Origin of the sequence: Burkholderia sp. WP9 (genome assembly GCF_900104795.1) — a bacterium.
Lineage (GTDB): Bacteria > Pseudomonadota > Gammaproteobacteria > Burkholderiales > Burkholderiaceae > Paraburkholderia.
The window spans coordinates 3,729,756-3,745,443 of record NZ_FNTG01000001.1; the positions used below are offsets into that span (position 1 = coordinate 3,729,756).

Consider the following 15,688-nt stretch of genomic DNA (forward strand, 5'->3'; position numbering starts at 1 on the left):
TGCTGCGTCATGCTATGACGCCGCAGCCAGCGCAAAAAAAAGCCCTGTGGTTTCTTAACCGCAGGGCTTTTTGTTTGCCGCTTCGTTACGCATACGGATCGCACGATAACGCAGTTATTCCCCCCGCAACTTCCTCCCCTGCTCGCGAATCTGCTCCAGCGTCGCCCCCGGCGTGCTCGCTTCCTGCGGCATACGAATTTCGATCACCGCCGCGCGCTTCGCCTCCATCGCACGCTTCAGCGCAGGCAGAAAATCTTCAGTCCGCTCCACCGTCTCGCCATGCGCGCCGAACGAGCGAGCGAACGCCGCGAAATCCGGATTGGTGAGTCCGGTGCCGTGCACGCGATTCGGATAATGCCGCTCCTGATGCATCCGGATCGTGCCGAACTGGCTGTTATTCACCACGATGAAAAGCACGTGCAGGTCGTACTGCATCGCCGTTGCGAGTTCTTGCGCGGACATCATGAAGCAGCCGTCGCCAGCCAGCGCGACGACAGCGCGTTGCGGATACATCGACTTCGCCGCGATCGCCGCCGGCACGCCATAACCCATCGCGCCGCTCGTCGGCGCGAGTTGCGAACGGAAATGGCGATACGAGAAGTGCCGATGCAGCCACGTCGCGTAATTGCCCGCGCCGTTGGTGAGAATCGCGTCGTCCGGTAGATGCGCGCGCAACTGCTGGATCACTTCGCCCATCTGCACGTCGCCGGGAATCTGGCGCGGTTTGCGCCAGTCGAGATACGCCTGATGCGCCTCGCTCGCGGCGCCGGACCAGGCAAGTTGCTCGGACGAAGGCTCCAACTCCGCAAGCATTGCCGCCAGCTCCGGCATGCCGGAGACGATCGGCAGATCCGCCGCATACACGCGTCCCAACTCCTCCGCGCCTTGATGCACATGCACGAGCGTCTGCTTCGTTTTTGGAATGTCGAGCAGCGTGTAGCCGTTCGTCGTCGCTTCGCCTAAACGAGGTCCGATCGCGAGCAATACGTCGGCGTCGCGGATACGTTGCGCGAGCGCAGGATTGATGCCGAGGCCGACATCGCCGGCATAGTTGGGATGCTCGTTGTCGAGCGTGTCCTGATAGCGGAACGCGAGGCCGACCGGCAGTTGCCAATTCTCGACGAAGCGTTGAAAGTCCGCGCACGCAGCAGGCGTCCAGCCGCTGCCGCCCGCGATCACCATCGGCCGTTGTGCGCCTTCGAGCAACGCGCGCAATTTCTCGATCTGCGCCGCCGAAGGTGACGCCGCGACGCGTTGATACGCCGGCGCCCCTGCTACGGCGTCGCATGCGTCGCTCAACACGTCTTCCGGCAGCGACAATACGACGGGACCAGGCCGTCCGGACGTCGCTGTGTGAAACGCATGGCTCAGATACTCGGGAATGCGTTTGGGATCGTCGATTTGCGCAACCCATTTCGCCATCTGACCGAACATGCGCCGATAGTCGATCTCCTGAAACGCCTCGCGGTCGAGATGCTCGCGTGCGCATTGGCCGATCAACAGGATCATCGGCGTGGAATCCTGAAACGCCGTGTGCACGCCGATCGATGCGTGCGTGGCGCCCGGCCCGCGCGTGACCAGCGCGACGCCGGGCCGGCCGGTCAATTTGCCGACGGCTTCGGCCATATTCGCCGCGGCCGCTTCGTGACGGCACACGATGGTCTGGATCTGTTCGGTTTCGTCGTGCAGCGAATCCAGCACGGCGAGAAAACTTTCGCCGGGCACGCAGAAAACACGTTCGACACCGTGCGTCAGCAAAGCATCGACGACAAGACGCGCGCCGGTGGTTTGAGCGGCGGAGGAACCGGAAACTGAAACGGGAGCATTCGGCTGCGACATTGCGATGAAGCCTCCAGGCAGTGCATGAGTGCGATGTGAGAATGCCCGATCGACCTGAGCCTAAGTCGATCGGCGCTCCGACAGCTTACGCCGAGCGCGGCGCCGCTGTCACGGTGCGGCGCGACTGGATCACTCCCTGCCGGCCGCCGTGCGTGGGCAAGAAGCGCACGTGCCTACGCCCTCTTTGGCTCCGATCCGCAGCACAACCATCCGCACGTGATGCATGGATGCGAAGAAGCGACGCCCCAATGAAAACGCGGGCCGTAGCCCGCGTCGTCATCTGCATTGAGGCGACGAAACCGCCCTTTAGCACTCGACGATATTCACCGCCAGGCCGCCGCGCGACGTTTCCTTGTACTTGGTCTTCATATCCGCGCCGGTTTCACGCATGGTTTTGATCACCGAATCGAGCGACACATAGTGGCTGCCGTCGCCGCGCAACGCCATGCGCGCCGCATTGACCGCTTTCACCGATGCCATCGCGTTGCGCTCGATACATGGAATCTGCACCATGCCGCCGACCGGATCGCACGTCAGGCCGAGGTTGTGTTCCATGCCGATTTCCGCGGCGTTCTCGACCTGCCGGGGCGTGCCGCCCATGACCGCGGCGAGTGCGCCCGCCGCCATCGAACAGGCCACGCCCACTTCACCCTGGCAACCCACTTCGGCGCCGGAAATCGACGCGTTCAGCTTGTACAGAATGCCGATCGCCGCCGCGGTCATCAGGAAGTCGATCACGCCTTGCTGATTCGAGCCGGGCATGAAGCGCGTGTAGTAATGCAGCACTGCCGGGATGATGCCGGCCGCGCCGTTGGTCGGCGCTGTGACCACACGTCCGCCGGCGGCGTTTTCTTCGTTGACGGCGATCGCATAGAGATTGATCCAGTCGACCATGGAAAGCGGATCGCGCAGCGCCAGTTCAGGATTGCCCGACAGCGCGCGATACAACTGCGGCGCACGGCGCTTCACCTGGAACGGGCCGGGCAAGTTACCGTCGGCGTCCGGGTTGTTGATGCCACAACCGCGTGCGACACACGCTTGCATCACGTCCCAGATCTTCAGCAGGCCGGTGCGCGTTTCTTCTTCCGTATGCCAGACGCGCTCGTTTTCCCACATTAACTGAGCGATGCTTTTGCCAGTCGATTCGCACAGCGCAAGCAACTCGTTGCCGCTGCGAAACGAGTGCGGCAATTGATCGACGGCGCTCAGCACTTTCGTGTTCGGCGCACCCGCCGTCACCACGAAACCGCCGCCCACCGACAGATAGGTCGACTCGCGCAACGTCTCACCCAGTGCATCGTAAGCGCGCAGCTTGAGACCGTTCGGATGCTCGGGCAGCGCCTGGCGATAAAACGCAATCTGATCTTTCTGCACGAACGGCACCTCGTGCGTGCCGAGCAGCGCCAGTTTGCGGGACACGCGCACGTTGTCGAGCCGCTCGGCGATCGTGTCCGGGTTCACGGTGTCGGGCGCATCGCCCATCAGGCCGAGCATTACGCCGCGATCGGTGCCGTGCCCCTTGCCTGTCGCGCCGAGCGAGCCATACAACTCCGCCTTCACCGATGCGGTCGCAGCAAGCAGCCCATCGCGTTCAAGCCCTTGAGCGAACATCAGCGCCGCGCGCATCGGCCCGACCGTATGCGAACTGGACGGACCAATGCCGATTTTGAAGAGATCGAACACGCTGACTGCCATTTACTGCTCCCTGCTGATAGATGGTTGGTTCATCGCGCCGGCAGCGGCAAACACACGGCGAGCCAGGCAGGCGGCGTGGGTGCGAGCTGTAGCGCGATCGGCGTATAGCGCCCGTCGAGGCGTGCCGCCAGGTGAAACAGTTCGGTCGCGTTCTTCGGGTCCCACTGACCCGAATAGCCGGGCAAGCCGGCTTCGCGACGTTTTGCATCGAACGGAACGCTCGAATGCACGAATTCTTCGTGGGTCTTGTTGCCGGCCGCGTATGGCGCGAGCCAGTTCAGCGCGGCTTCCAGCGAAGCGCCGTCCGTGCCCTTCTCCGGCAGCCAGTTGCGGTTATGGCGGCGCGCGGCGAGTGCGGCGGTCACGAGCGGCTGCAGATCGTAGGTGACGTAATGCAGCGCGTCGCGCTCGCTGAAATCGACCGTCGAACCATCCGGTTCGATGTTGTCGCCGATATGCTCGACGAACAAACGCTGGGCCGCGTTGATCATCTTGCGGTTATCGAGCGTGAACGCGGCCATGGCGATCAGTTTGACCCGATGGCTCTGCCAGTTGTTTTTGAACGTGCCTTTGAGCGGCCGCGGCTGCGCGTCGATTTGCCCGATATAGCCGGTCGCGAGTTTCGTGAGAAACGCCATCGACGCATTGCGCGTCTTAACCGGCAACGCGCTCGCTGTCATGTCGTACGCGAGAATCAGCCCTTCGAAGCGGGTTTCGTCGATGGGATTGAAGCTCGGTTGATACGTCGTGACCCACGCGAACAGCAAGCGGTCGACGAGCTTCAGATACCGGTCGTCGCTGGTGGCGCGCCAGGCGAGCGCGGCGTCGCGCATCAGATCGAGATCCTGCTCCGCTTCGACGCTCTGGTCGTAAATGCCTTCGTGCGGCAGCGTGCCTTCGGTATGCAGTTTCGCCAGCGCATGCGGCTGGTCGTTCAGATGAGCCTGCACGTTGCTCACCAGCGCTTTCACGCCCGGATCGGCGTTCGTGCGTTCACTGGTTTGCAACGCGGGCGCCGCACAGAAATTCATCGCGGCCTGCGCTTGCGCCAGCGGCAGCAGCACGGCCGCGCCTGCCAGCAACAGTGTGCAGGTTTGCCGCCACGTGGGGGCTCGCCCTGGTTCGGTCCGGCTTTGCATCGATCGCACCTTTCGCGCCATGCGAAACTCCTCGTTAGGCTGATTCGGTGTGTGATGTTAGCCGTTTGCGGCCAGGAGCGACAGAGAACTCAGGGGAGAACCGCGCAGCGCCCTGCCGCCTCTTTTCGAGACAGCGGGCGCTGCGCGGCAGCGGTCCGCTTACTCGTAGTCGGCGATCGGCACGCAGGAGCAGAACAGATTGCGGTCGCCGTACACGTTGTCCGCGCGCCCGACCGGCGGCCAATACTTCTTCGCGATCAGCGTGGGCAGCGGATACGCTGCGGTTTCGCGCGCATACGCGTGCTTCCAATCGTTCGCGATGACCACCGCCGCCGTGTGCGGCGCGTGCTTCAGCGGATTGTCCTCGCGGTCCGAGCGGCCCTCTTCGACTGCGCGGATTTCCTCGCGGATCGCGATCATCGCTTCGATGAAACGGTCGAGTTCTTCCTTCGATTCCGATTCGGTCGGCTCGACCATCAGCGTGCCCGGCACCGGGAAGCTCATGGTCGGCGCGTGGAAGCCGTAGTCGGCGAGACGCTTGGCGACGTCGTCGACGGTGATGCCGCTGGTTTCCTTGATCGGACGCAGATCGAGAATGCACTCGTGCGCGACCAGTCCGCCCGGGCCCGAATACAGCACCGGATAGTGCGGCGCGAGTTTCTTCGCGACGTAGTTCGCGTTGAGGATCGCGGTTTCGGTCGCGGCGGTGAGGTTCTTCGCGCCCATCATCGCGATATACATCCACGAGATCGGCAGGATCGACGCCGAGCCGTACGGTGCGCCGGACACTGCGCCAATGCCGTTCGGCGCGCGTTCATAGCCCGACGAGATCTGGTTCGGCAGGAATTGTGCGAGATGCGCGCCGACCGCAACCGGACCGACGCCCGGTCCGCCGCCGCCGTGCGGAATGCAGAACGTCTTGTGCAGGTTCAGGTGCGAGACGTCGCCGCCGAACTGGCCCGGCGCGGTCAGACCGACCATGGCGTTCATGTTCGCGCCGTCCACATAGACCTGGCCGCCGTGCGCGTGCACGATCTCGCAGATTTCACGCACGTTCTGCTCGAACACGCCGTGCGTGGACGGGTACGTGATCATGATCGCCGCGAGTTTGTCGGCGTGCTGATCGGCCTTCTTCTTCAGGTCTTCGATATCGACGTTGCCTTGCGCGTCGCAGGCAACCACGACTACCTGCATGCCGGCCATCTGTGCCGACGCCGGGTTGGTGCCGTGCGCCGAAGCGGGAATCAGGCAGACATTGCGATGGGCTTCGCCGCGCGACGCGTGGTAGGCGTGGATGATCAGGAGGCCCGCGTACTCACCTTGCGAGCCGGCGTTCGGTTGCAGCGATACGGCCGCGTAGCCGGTGGCCGCGACCAGCATTTCTTCGAGCTGATCGATCATTTCGCGGTAGCCGACGGTTTGCTCAGCCGGTGCGAACGGATGGATCTGGCCGAATTCCGGCCACGTGACCGGCAGCATTTCCGAGGTCGCGTTCAGCTTCATCGTGCACGAACCGAGCGGGATCATCGAGCGATCGAGCGCGAGATCCTTGTCCGACAGACTGCGCAGATAGCGCAGCATTTCCGTTTCCGAATGATGACGGTTGAACACGTGGTGCGTGAGGTACGCGCTGGTGCGTTCGAGCGCGGCCGGCACGGATGCGGTGTTCGATGCGGCCAGTTTTGCGTCGAGCGTGTCGACTTGCGGAATGTCTTTCGCGCCCGCGGCTTGCGCGAACACTTCGAGCAGATCGGCCAGATCGCGGCGCGACGTGGTTTCGTCGATCGACAGGCCGACTTGCGTGTCGCTCACGCGGCGCAGGTTGATGCGCTTCGCAATCGCTGCGTCGTGCAGCGCTTGCGTGCGTGCGCCGGTTTCGAAGGTGAGCGTGTCGAAGAACGTTTCGTTGACGAGCGTATAGCCGAGTTGCTTAGCACCTTCGGCCAGCAACGCGGCGATCCGGTTCACGCGCAGCGCGATCGTCTTCAGGCCGTGCGGGCCGTGATAGACGGCGTACATGCTGGCCATGATCGCGAGCAGCGCTTGCGCGGTACACACGTTCGAGGTGGCCTTCTCGCGGCGGATATGTTGTTCGCGCGTTTGCAGCGCGAGACGCAGCGCGGGGTTGCCTTGTGCGTCGACGGTCACGCCGACGAGGCGGCCCGGCATCTGACGCTTGAATTCGTCGCGCACAGCGAGGTAAGCCGCATGCGGGCCGCCGAAGCCGACCGGCACGCCAAAGCGCTGCGTATTGCCCACGGCCACGTCCGCGCCCCATTCGCCCGGCGGCGTGAGCACGGTCAGCGCGAGCAGGTCGGCGGCGACCACCACGTGGCCGCCCGCTGCATGGATCGCTTCGGCGAGCGCGCGATAGTCGCGCACGTCGCCGTTCACGCCCGGGTATTGCAGCAGCACGCCGAACGCATTCGCGTTCGCCGCTTCCTCAGCCGGGCCCACTTTGACTTCGATACCGACCGGCGTGGCGCGCGTCTTCACCACTTCGATGGTTTGCGGCAGCACGTCGTCGGCCACGAAGAACACGTTCGACTTCGGCTTGCCGATGCGCTGCAGCAGCGTCATCGCTTCAGCGGCGGCGGTTGCTTCGTCGAGCAACGACGCATTCGAGATCGCCAGACCCGTCAAGTCGACGATCATCTGCTGGAAGTTCAGCAGCGCTTCCAGACGGCCTTGCGAGATTTCCGGCTGATACGGCGTGTACGCGGTGTACCACGCCGGATTTTCCAGCACGTTACGCAGGATCACCGTCGGCGTGTGCGCGTTGTAATAGCCCTGCCCGATATACGAGCGGAACACCTGGTTCTTGTCCGCGAGTTCACGCAGCGCGGCGAGCGCTTCGGCTTCGCTTTTCGGTTGCGCGAAGGGGCCGAGCGGCAGCGTTTCGGTGCGGCGGATCGTCTTCGGAATGACGGCGTCGATCAGCGCGGCGCGCGACGCGAAGCCGAGGGCTTCGAGCATCGCGTGCTGGTCGGCCGCATCCGGGCCGATGTGCCGTTCGGCGAAGGCGTCATGCACTTCGAGCGCGGCGAGCGAGAGAGGAGTGCGGTTCATCAGACGATCCGGGTGTTCGAGCTTCATGGGTGTTCCTGGCGGTGCGGCTATCTCTGCGCGAGGGACGCGCCGCACCAATCGGGTTAAACGTAAAGGTGAATCAGGCGCCGATCGACTTGGTGTACGCGTCGGCGTCGATCAGACGGTCTTGCGTGGCGTCCGCGGCCGGCTTGATCTTGAAGAGCCAGCTTTCGTACGGCGTCGTGTTGACCGAATCCGGGGTGTCGGCCACGGCCGTGTTCGCTTCGATGATTTCGCCCGAGACCGGCGCGTAGATATCGGAAGCGGCTTTCACCGATTCGATCACGGCGACGGTGTCGCCAGCGGTCACGGTTTTGCCCAGTTCCTGGACTTCGAAGAAGACGATATCGCCGAGCGCTTCCTGCGCGTGGTCGGTGATGCCGACCGTCAGCGTGCCGTCCGCTTCGGTGCGGACCCACTCGTGCGATTCGGTGTATTTCAGATCGGCCGGGATGCTCATCGGATGCTCCTATGCGGTGTGATTCGGTAATGACTTAAAGGGCCCCCAAACCTGTCGCTTCGCGCCAGGTTCCCCCGAGGGGAACAAGAAAACTTGGGGCGGCCCGGCGTTTTCTTGTGAAGGTTTGCGCACGCGCCGGCTTGCTTAAACCGCGAGCACTTTGCCGTTGCGCACGAACGGCAGTTTTACCACGCTTGCGGGAACGTTCTTGTCACGAATTTGAACGTGAACGGTGTCGCCCGGCTGCACGCCTTTCGGCACGCGCGCAAAGGCGATCGATTCCTGCATGGTCGGGGAAAACGTGCCGCTGGTGATTTCGCCTTCGCCTTGCGGCGTGACGACTTTCTGATGAGCACGCAGCACGCCTGCTGCCTTGCCGTTGTCCTTCAGCAGGATCAGGCCGACGAACGCGGCCTGCGATCCGTCCGCTTCCAGCTTGCCCTTGCCGACGAAGTCGCGCGGCGAGGTGAGGTCGACCGTCCAGGCGAGGCCGGCGTCGAGCGGCGAGACGTTGTCGTCCATGTCCTGGCCGTACAGATTCATGCCGGCTTCGAGGCGCAGCGTGTCGCGCGCGCCGAGTCCGGCCGGGCGCACGCCTTGCGCTTGCAGCGCGTTCCACAGCGCTTCGACGTGATCTGCGGGGACGATGATTTCGAAGCCGTCTTCGCCGGTGTAGCCCGTGCGGGCTACGGTCAATTCGCCGAACGGCGTGTCTTCGATGCGGGCGGCGTTGAACGGCTTCAGCGCTTCGGTGGCGGCGCGCGCGGCCGGCACGGTTTGCCAGACTTTTTCGCGAGCATTCGGGCCTTGCACGGCGACGATCGCGTAGTCGCGGCGCGGCGTGATGGTCAGGCCGAAGCTGCCTTCGGCGTTGAGCTGGCCGAACCAGGCGATGTCTTTGTCGGCGGTGCCGGCGTTAACGACCACGCGGAAGTGATCTTCGCCGAAGTAATAGACGATCAGGTCGTCGATCACGCCGCCGTTCGGGTTCAGCAGACAGGAGTACAGCGCGCGGCCGGGCGTTTGCAGCTTGGCGACGTTATTGGCCAGCGCATATTCGAAGAAGGCGCGCACGCGCTCGCCGGTGAAATCGACGACGCACATGTGCGAGACGTCGAACATGCCGGCGTCGGTGCGCACGGCGCGGTGTTCGTCGATCTGCGAGCCGTAGTTGACGGGCATGTCCCAGCCGCCAAAATCGACCATGCGGGCATTGAGCGCACGATGGGTGGCGTTGAGCGGGGTGTGTTTGAGTTCGGTCATGGGGCCTCGGGCATCTCGCGAAACAAAAAAGGCCATGCGGCGCTACGCCTCGCGGCCTTTTAGCTGCGAGCGATGCGTTGCATGGCCCCTCTGTCCTCGATACCTGAGAGATTGCGTTGCCGTGAGAATGTGAATTCGTCACGGTGAAACGCGCGCCCCTTCGGTGGGCAGCCTGCCAGATCCGCTCGATTTATAACGACGCAGACGGCTACTGCCGCTCTCCAGAGTGCGAAAAACCTGTGCGCTGAGCTTGGTTCAACGCGGGTTCTTCGACGCGGTCGGTCCTTTTGCCTGAGAGTTTGCGGGTGTGCCCCTTCGGCGGCGCGGCCTGCGGTTTCCCGCGGCCAGCGCGCTCTCCCGACGCGTGCGGCGAATGTACGCGAGGGCCGGGGGCTTGTCAAATCTGGGCCCGCGAGCGGCACGGCGGTTGACGCGGCGTCTTGCCCTCGCCAAAAAAGCGCGGGACGCGATGCCCGCGCTTGCACTGCTTCGGCGCCTGAGCGCGCGATTATTCGCCGATGGCGTGTGCCGCGTTGTCCAGTTCCTGATTCAGCACGCGCTGTTCGTCGCTGGACAGGCCACCGCCGTGTTGCGCGGCCATGTCATGCGCTTCCTGACGGATCACATCGAGACGATGGTGCAGCGCGCCGCCTTGCGGGGGCGGGTAATAGCCCTGATTCACGCGATTGTCGATACGGCGGCTGAGATTCTCGATGCGGCCGTCGACCTGGCGCAGGCGCTGATCCGCGATCTGCTGCGGGTTGGGGCGCGGTGCTGGCGCGGGTTGAGGCGTCACCACACAGGCGGCGAGCGAACTGAGCAGGGCGCACGCGGCGAGCGCGCGGATAGTACGGGGCATGAACTCTCCGGAAGTCATAGTCGTTTTGTCTTGCTACTTGGGTAGCAACGGCTGACTGCCGGAGCGCGCTGACTGGCGGCACGGCCTTATTTGTAACGTTATGTTCCTTTCGGGCCTGTCAGGAGCGTGGCCCGCGCGGAGGCGACAAGTGCCGTTTTAGGTACACAAGGCGTTTCGACGCGCGGGCAAACGGGTCAGCGAACGCGCTCGAACGGCAGCCGGACGCCTTCTTCAGAACTCCGGGCGGCGAGTTCGATAATTGTCATTACGTCCACAGCGTCCTGAGCGCTGACCGGGAACTTCACGCCGTTCTGGATGGCGTCGGCCACGGCGATATAGAAGCCAACGTAATCTCCATTACGCGTCGGCAGCTCGCGCTCGACTTCCTGATCGCCTTCCAGCACGCGCAGCAACCCGGCCGCATTGCCCGCGCCGAAGCCTTCGTCGCCGGGCCGCAGGCCGGCTTTCAATTGATCTTCCTGCGTGTCGAGCCCGGTTTTCACATAGCTGCCGCGCGTGCCGTGAATCGAGAAGCGCGGCGCGACCAGCGCGGTCAACGCGCTGGCGTGCAACACCACTTCGAACTCACCGTAGCCGAGCTGGATATGCACGTAGTCAGGCGCGCTGGCATTGTCGCGATGCGTGCGCACGGTGGCCGACACGCTCTGCGGCGTGCCGAACAGGGCCAACGCCTGGTCGACCAGATGCGGCCCCAGGTCCAGCAGCAGACCGCCGCCTCGCGACGCTTCTTCACGCCAACGCTGCCGCACCTCCGGCCGGAAACGGTCGAAATGTGATTCATATTGCGTGATCCGTCCCAATTCGCCGCTCGCGAGCAGATCGCGCACGGTCAGAAAATCACCGTCCCAGCGACGGTTGTGAAACGGCATGAAGAGCTTGCAGCGGGCGAGTGCGATGTTGGCCAGCGTGCGGGCGTCGGCGGCGTTCAGCGTGACCGGCTTGTCGACCACCACGTGCTTGCCCGCTTCCAGCGTGCGGCGCGCCAGCTCGAAGTGCGTGTCGTTCGGCGTGGCGATCACGACGCAGTCGATGTCGTCGAGCGCGAGCAGCGCGTCGAGGTCGGCCACCACCTTCGTGTGCGGATAATCGGCGAGCGCGCGCTCCGGCTGGCTCGTGGCGATGGCCGCGACGCTCGCGCGGCCGCAGTGCGCGATTACCGGCGCGTGAAAGGTCGCGCCGGCGAAACCGTAACCCATCAATCCAATCTTCAGCGATGCGGACATGCGTGTCTTCCTGCAAAAACGGCGCGCCGCTTTGCCACCGTGGCGGCGGCGCGCAACACCGCAATTGTGGCATGTCCTGAAGGTGGATCGGCAGCGTCGTCGTGATGCCGACGGCTGTCATGGGGCGCGGGCATTGGTTGCGTGCATCCGTGTTAACATCGCTCCTCTCGCGCGTTTGCGAAGCGGGCCAGAACACCCTCCGCACCGTGCGGGGCGCCTGTTCCGGCACGGCGCCGCGCAGCATGCCCCCGGGCCTTCGGCCGGCGTTTCGCCACCGCGCCCTCAACCGCCGCTTTAACCGCATCACCCATCCACAGACGATGTCCGCAGGCCTGAACCCCGCTCAAAATGAAGCGGTCCGTTATCTCGACGGTCCGTGTCTCGTGCTCGCCGGCGCAGGCAGCGGCAAGACGCGCGTGATCACGCAGAAAATCGCGCATCTGATCGAGGCCAAAGGCTTCGAGCCGCGCCACATCGCCGCCGTCACATTCACGAACAAGGCCGCGCTGGAAATGCGCGAGCGCGTGGGCAAGCTGCTCGAAGGCAAGACGCTCACCACGCCCGGCAAGGAAGGCCGCAAAGTGCCCGTCAATCAGTTGACGGTCTGCACCTTCCACTCGCTCGGCGTGCAGATTCTGCGGCAGGAAGCGGAACACGTCGGCCTGAAGCCGCAGTTCTCGATCATGGATTCGGACGACTGCTTCGGCATGATCCAGGAACAGGTCGGCTCGACGGACAAGGGTTTCATCCGCAAGATCCAGTCGATCATCTCGCTGTGGAAGAACGGCATGATCATGCCCGAGCAGGCGATTGCCATTGCCGCGAACGAGGACGAGCATCAGGCCGCGATTGTCTACCGCAATTACGTGGCGACGCTGCATGCCTATCAGGCAGTGGATTTCGACGATCTGATCCGCCTGCCCGCCGAACTGTTCGAGAAGAACGAACAGGTGCGCGACCGCTGGCAGAACAAGCTGCGCTATCTGCTGATCGACGAATATCAGGACACCAACGCCTGTCAGTACGAACTGGTGAAACTGCTGGCCGGCAAGCGCGCGGCGTTCACGGCGGTCGGCGACGACGATCAGGCCATTTACGGCTGGCGCGGCGCGACGCTCGAAAATCTCGGGCAGCTCAGCAAAGATTTTCCGAAGCTGCATCTGATCAAGCTGGAGCAGAACTACCGCTCGACGGTGCGCATTCTGACGGCCGCGAACAACGTGATCGCGAACAATCCAAAGCTGTTCGAAAAGAAGCTGTGGTCCGAACACGGCATGGGCGACACGATCACCGTCACGCCGTGCAACGACGAAGAACACGAGGCCGAGTCCGTGGTGTTTCGCCTGTCGGCGCACAAGTTCGAGCGCCGCGCGAATTTCCGCGACTACGCGATCCTGTATCGCGGCAATTTCCAGGCGCGCATCTTCGAACAGGTGTTGCGGCGTGAGCGGATTCCGTATGTGCTGTCCGGCGGCCAATCGTTCTTCGACAAGGCCGAGATCAAGGACATCTGCGCCTATCTGCGTCTGATCGCCAACGCGAACGACGACCCCGCGTTCATCCGCGCGATCACCACGCCGCGCCGCGGCGTCGGCAATACCACGCTCGAGGCGCTCGGCTCGTTCGCAGGACAGGCCAAGGTGTCGCTGTTCGAAGCGGTGTACATGGGCGGCATCGAGGCGCGTCTGTCGCCGCGGCAGATCGAACCGATGCGCGTGTTCTGCGACTTCATGCAGCGCCTCACCGACCGCGCCGAGAAAGACGCCGCCGGCACGCTGCTCGACGAACTGATGGACGCCATCCACTACGAAGCCTATCTGTACGACGCGTTCGACGAACGTCAGGCGCAGTCCAAGTGGCAGAACGTGCTTGAGTTCATGGAGTGGCTGAAGCGCAAAGGCACCAAGGCTGAGCCGACGGGCGCCGCGGCCGACGAAGCCACCGGCTACGACACCGCCGACGGTCTCGGCGACACTGGCAAGAATCTGCTCGGTCTGATCCAGACCGTCGCGCTCATGTCGATGCTCGAAGGCCGCGAGGAAGATCCCGACGCGGTGCGGCTCTCAACGGTGCATGCGTCGAAGGGCCTGGAGTATCCGCACGTGTTTCTGGTTGGTGTCGAAGAAGGCATCATGCCGCATCGCGGCGGTCCCGACGACGAGCCGATCGACGACGCGCGCATCGAAGAAGAGCGCCGGCTGATGTACGTCGCGATCACGCGTGCGCAGCGCAGTTTGCATCTGAACTGGTGCAAGAAGCGCAAGCGCGCGCGAGAAACGGTGGTGTGCGAGCCGTCGCGCTTCATTCCCGAAATGCTGCTCGACGACGCTCCCCCGCCGACGCCCGAAGAAGCGCCGATGTCGCCGAAAGACCGGCTTGCCAGTTTGAAGGCGCTGTTGCAGAAGCCTTGAGCGAGTGTCGCGAATACCGAGGCAAGAGACGCGCGTTCAGCGCGCGTGAGTGAGTGTCGAAATCGGGCACCTGGGTAGCGCGCTTCAGCGATGGCCGATAAAAAAATCCCTGCACCGCGTCACCGCGGGCAGGGATTTTTTACGACCTGGCAGACGCCGTCGTTCGTCTTACTTCACCGCGCTGACCATGTAGTCGACGGCGGCCTTCACGTCCGCGTCCGAGGCATTCGAGCCGCCTTTCGCGGGCATCGCGCCCTTGCCGTGCAGCGCGTAGTTATAGACCGTGTCCATGGGTTCTTTCAGACGTGGCGCCCAGGCGTCCTTGTCGCCGTACTTCGGTGCGTTCAGTACGCCTGCCGCGTGACAGGCCTGACAGACTTGCTGATACAGCGCCTTGCCGGCTTGCGAGGCATCCGCGCTTTGCGTGCCGCCGGCCGCCGGTGCGGCCGCTTGCGGCACGCTGGCCATCGCGGCCATGGCCGCGGCGGCTTGGGCCGCGCCTGCGTCAGAAGCGCCGGCCGGAGCCGCGGCTGCTGCTGCACCGGATGCCGCCGCGGCGCCCGCCGCCGGTTGGGCCGGTTCAGGGAAGCTCGCGCCGGAATTGTTCGCCATATAGGTGACTGCGCGGGCGATTTCGAAGTCGCTGTAGTCGTCCGGGCTGGTGCCGCCGCGCGGCGGCATTGCGCCTTTGCCGGCGAGCGCCGTGTGCAGCAGCGTGTCGAAGCCCTGCGCGATGCGCGGCGCCCAGTCGGCGGTATTGGTGAATTTCGGCGCGCCCGCCGCACCCGATGCGTGACAAGCGGAGCAAACGGCTTTGTAGACTTCTTCGCCGGTCTTGTAGACGCGCGGCGCATTGGCGTCGCGAATGTCGACCTGGGCGAATGGCTTGATGCGGGCGGTGACCTCGGCTTCGGAGAGAGAGTCGGTGCCGGCGCCGGTGCGCGTCGAGTTATCGACGTAGACGGCCAGCAGAACGATGATGACGATCGGTACCGCAAAACTGGCAATGATCGCAGCGACGAGCTGCCCGGGGGTTTTGATCGGGGCTCCGTGTGGTGCTTCGCTCATGCTTGTCTCGTCTCCGTGGGTATGTGAGCGGTACAGCGTGACGGCAACTTCTTGTTCTCAAATCAGCCACGGACGATTATAGACGCAAGATTTCGACGGCGGCGAGGGGCGCGGCGAGCTGTTCAGCAGGCGTTTACCCGCATCGCGAGGGTCGGCCGGAAGGCGCCGTGTGCCGCCATTCAGGCCGTCCGGTGGACGGTATGGCTGAAACCGGGTATCCTTTCGGTCTCGCTTTGGCGTCGCATCCATTCTGGTTGCCGCGCTTTCGTGTTGAAGCGCCCGTAGCTCAATGGATAGAGTACTGCCCTCCGAAGGCAGGGGTTGCTGGTTCGATCCCAGCCGGGCGCACCATAAAGAGTCGATCTCGATCAAGGGCTTGCGCTGTGTGCGCCAAGCCCTTTTTGTTTTTCCACCGTCTTGCGATGTCTTCCGGGCGCCGCAATCCCGCCGATAAGCCGCACATAAGCCACAGATACGCTCACTGCCGGCCGTCCACGATCTCATCCGCGTCGACAGAATTATCCCAAGATCTCTGTAGCTTACTGTTCGTCAATTCAGATTCAGACATATAAACGTCCGTCTTCTGAAATTTCCAATTGCCCCAGCCTATCCGTTTAATT

The 15,688-nt window shown here is 63.7% G+C and carries 10 protein-coding genes, 1 tRNA gene and 2 riboswitches; of the genes, 2 read left to right on the plus strand and 9 right to left on the minus strand.

Annotated features, from left to right (window positions below):
• Positions 1–114: 114 nt before the first annotated feature.
• The 8 genes from BLW71_RS16570 to BLW71_RS16605 all read right to left on the minus strand — a co-directional run bounded on the left by BLW71_RS16570 (position 115) and on the right by BLW71_RS16605 (position 11,589).
• The gene (locus BLW71_RS16570; protein WP_091797883.1) at positions 115–1,839 is read right to left on the minus strand and encodes a thiamine pyrophosphate-binding protein; all 1,725 of its coding nucleotides are present in this window, start codon (positions 1,837–1,839) and stop codon (positions 115–117) included.
• Positions 1,840–2,145: 306 nt separating this feature from the next.
• Complete coding sequence (locus BLW71_RS16575; RefSeq protein ID WP_091797886.1) at positions 2,146–3,534, minus strand: L-serine ammonia-lyase; 1,389 nt, start codon at positions 3,532–3,534, stop codon at positions 2,146–2,148.
• Positions 3,535–3,563: 29 nt separating this feature from the next.
• A complete protein-coding gene (locus BLW71_RS16580) occupies positions 3,564–4,673 on the minus strand; it encodes an alginate lyase family protein (RefSeq protein WP_502686828.1) in 1,110 nt (369 codons plus the stop codon).
• Positions 4,674–4,832: 159 nt separating this feature from the next.
• Positions 4,833–7,769 (minus strand): aminomethyl-transferring glycine dehydrogenase, encoded by a 2,937-nt coding sequence (gcvP, locus tag BLW71_RS16585; protein ID WP_091797892.1) that lies wholly within the window; start codon positions 7,767–7,769, stop codon positions 4,833–4,835.
• A 73-nt stretch (positions 7,770–7,842) separates the two neighbouring features.
• Positions 7,843–8,223 (minus strand): glycine cleavage system protein GcvH, encoded by a 381-nt coding sequence (gcvH, locus tag BLW71_RS16590; protein ID WP_091797895.1) that lies wholly within the window; start codon positions 8,221–8,223, stop codon positions 7,843–7,845.
• A gap of 144 nt (positions 8,224–8,367) precedes the next feature.
• Positions 8,368–9,486, minus strand: a complete 1,119-nt coding sequence (gene gcvT, locus BLW71_RS16595; RefSeq protein ID WP_091797898.1) for a glycine cleavage system aminomethyltransferase GcvT — start codon at positions 9,484–9,486, stop codon at positions 8,368–8,370.
• An 80-nt stretch (positions 9,487–9,566) separates the two neighbouring features.
• Positions 9,567–9,721: riboswitch (glycine riboswitch) on the minus strand.
• A gap of 43 nt (positions 9,722–9,764) precedes the next feature.
• Positions 9,765–9,847: riboswitch (glycine riboswitch) on the minus strand.
• A 147-nt stretch (positions 9,848–9,994) separates the two neighbouring features.
• Positions 9,995–10,345: a YdgH/BhsA/McbA family protein gene (locus BLW71_RS16600; protein WP_091797901.1), complete on the minus strand. Its 351-nt coding sequence runs from the start codon at positions 10,343–10,345 to the stop codon at positions 9,995–9,997.
• Between the two features lie 194 nt (positions 10,346–10,539).
• A complete protein-coding gene (locus BLW71_RS16605; RefSeq protein WP_091797904.1) occupies positions 10,540–11,589 on the minus strand; it encodes an oxidoreductase in 1,050 nt (349 codons plus the stop codon).
• 320 nt (positions 11,590–11,909) lie between these two features.
• Here BLW71_RS16605 and BLW71_RS16610 point away from each other — a divergent pair, with 320 nt between their 5' ends.
• Positions 11,910–14,000, plus strand: coding sequence for a UvrD-helicase domain-containing protein (locus BLW71_RS16610; RefSeq protein ID WP_091800949.1), 2,091 nt, complete (start codon positions 11,910–11,912; stop codon positions 13,998–14,000).
• A 168-nt stretch (positions 14,001–14,168) separates the two neighbouring features.
• On the opposite strand, the gene BLW71_RS16615 is transcribed toward BLW71_RS16610, so the two are convergent.
• The gene (locus tag BLW71_RS16615; RefSeq protein WP_091797907.1) at positions 14,169–15,068 is read right to left on the minus strand and encodes a c-type cytochrome; all 900 of its coding nucleotides are present in this window, start codon (positions 15,066–15,068) and stop codon (positions 14,169–14,171) included.
• Between the two features lie 275 nt (positions 15,069–15,343).
• Here BLW71_RS16615 and BLW71_RS16620 point away from each other — a divergent pair.
• A tRNA-Arg gene (locus BLW71_RS16620) sits at positions 15,344–15,419 on the plus strand.
• Positions 15,420–15,688 lie beyond the last annotated feature (269 nt).

Coding starts and splice junctions, on each gene's coding strand:
- gcvP (WP_091797892.1), bottom strand. CDS start 7,769: ATGAAGCTCGAACACCCGGATCGTCTGATGAACCGCACTCCTCTCTCG.
- BLW71_RS16575 (WP_091797886.1), bottom strand. CDS start 3,534: ATGGCAGTCAGCGTGTTCGATCTCTTCAAAATCGGCATTGGTCCGTCC.
- BLW71_RS16570 (WP_091797883.1), bottom strand. CDS start 1,839: ATGTCGCAGCCGAATGCTCCCGTTTCAGTTTCCGGTTCCTCCGCCGCT.
- BLW71_RS16615 (WP_091797907.1), bottom strand. CDS start 15,068: ATGAGCGAAGCACCACACGGAGCCCCGATCAAAACCCCCGGGCAGCTC.
- BLW71_RS16605 (WP_091797904.1), bottom strand. CDS start 11,589: ATGTCCGCATCGCTGAAGATTGGATTGATGGGTTACGGTTTCGCCGGC.
- BLW71_RS16600 (WP_091797901.1), bottom strand. CDS start 10,345: ATGCCCCGTACTATCCGCGCGCTCGCCGCGTGCGCCCTGCTCAGTTCG.
- gcvT (WP_091797898.1), bottom strand. CDS start 9,486: ATGACCGAACTCAAACACACCCCGCTCAACGCCACCCATCGTGCGCTC.
- gcvH (WP_091797895.1), bottom strand. CDS start 8,223: ATGAGCATCCCGGCCGATCTGAAATACACCGAATCGCACGAGTGGGTC.
- BLW71_RS16580 (WP_502686828.1), bottom strand. CDS start 4,673: ATGCAAAGCCGGACCGAACCAGGGCGAGCCCCCACGTGGCGGCAAACC.
- BLW71_RS16610 (WP_091800949.1), top strand. CDS start 11,910: ATGTCCGCAGGCCTGAACCCCGCTCAAAATGAAGCGGTCCGTTATCTC.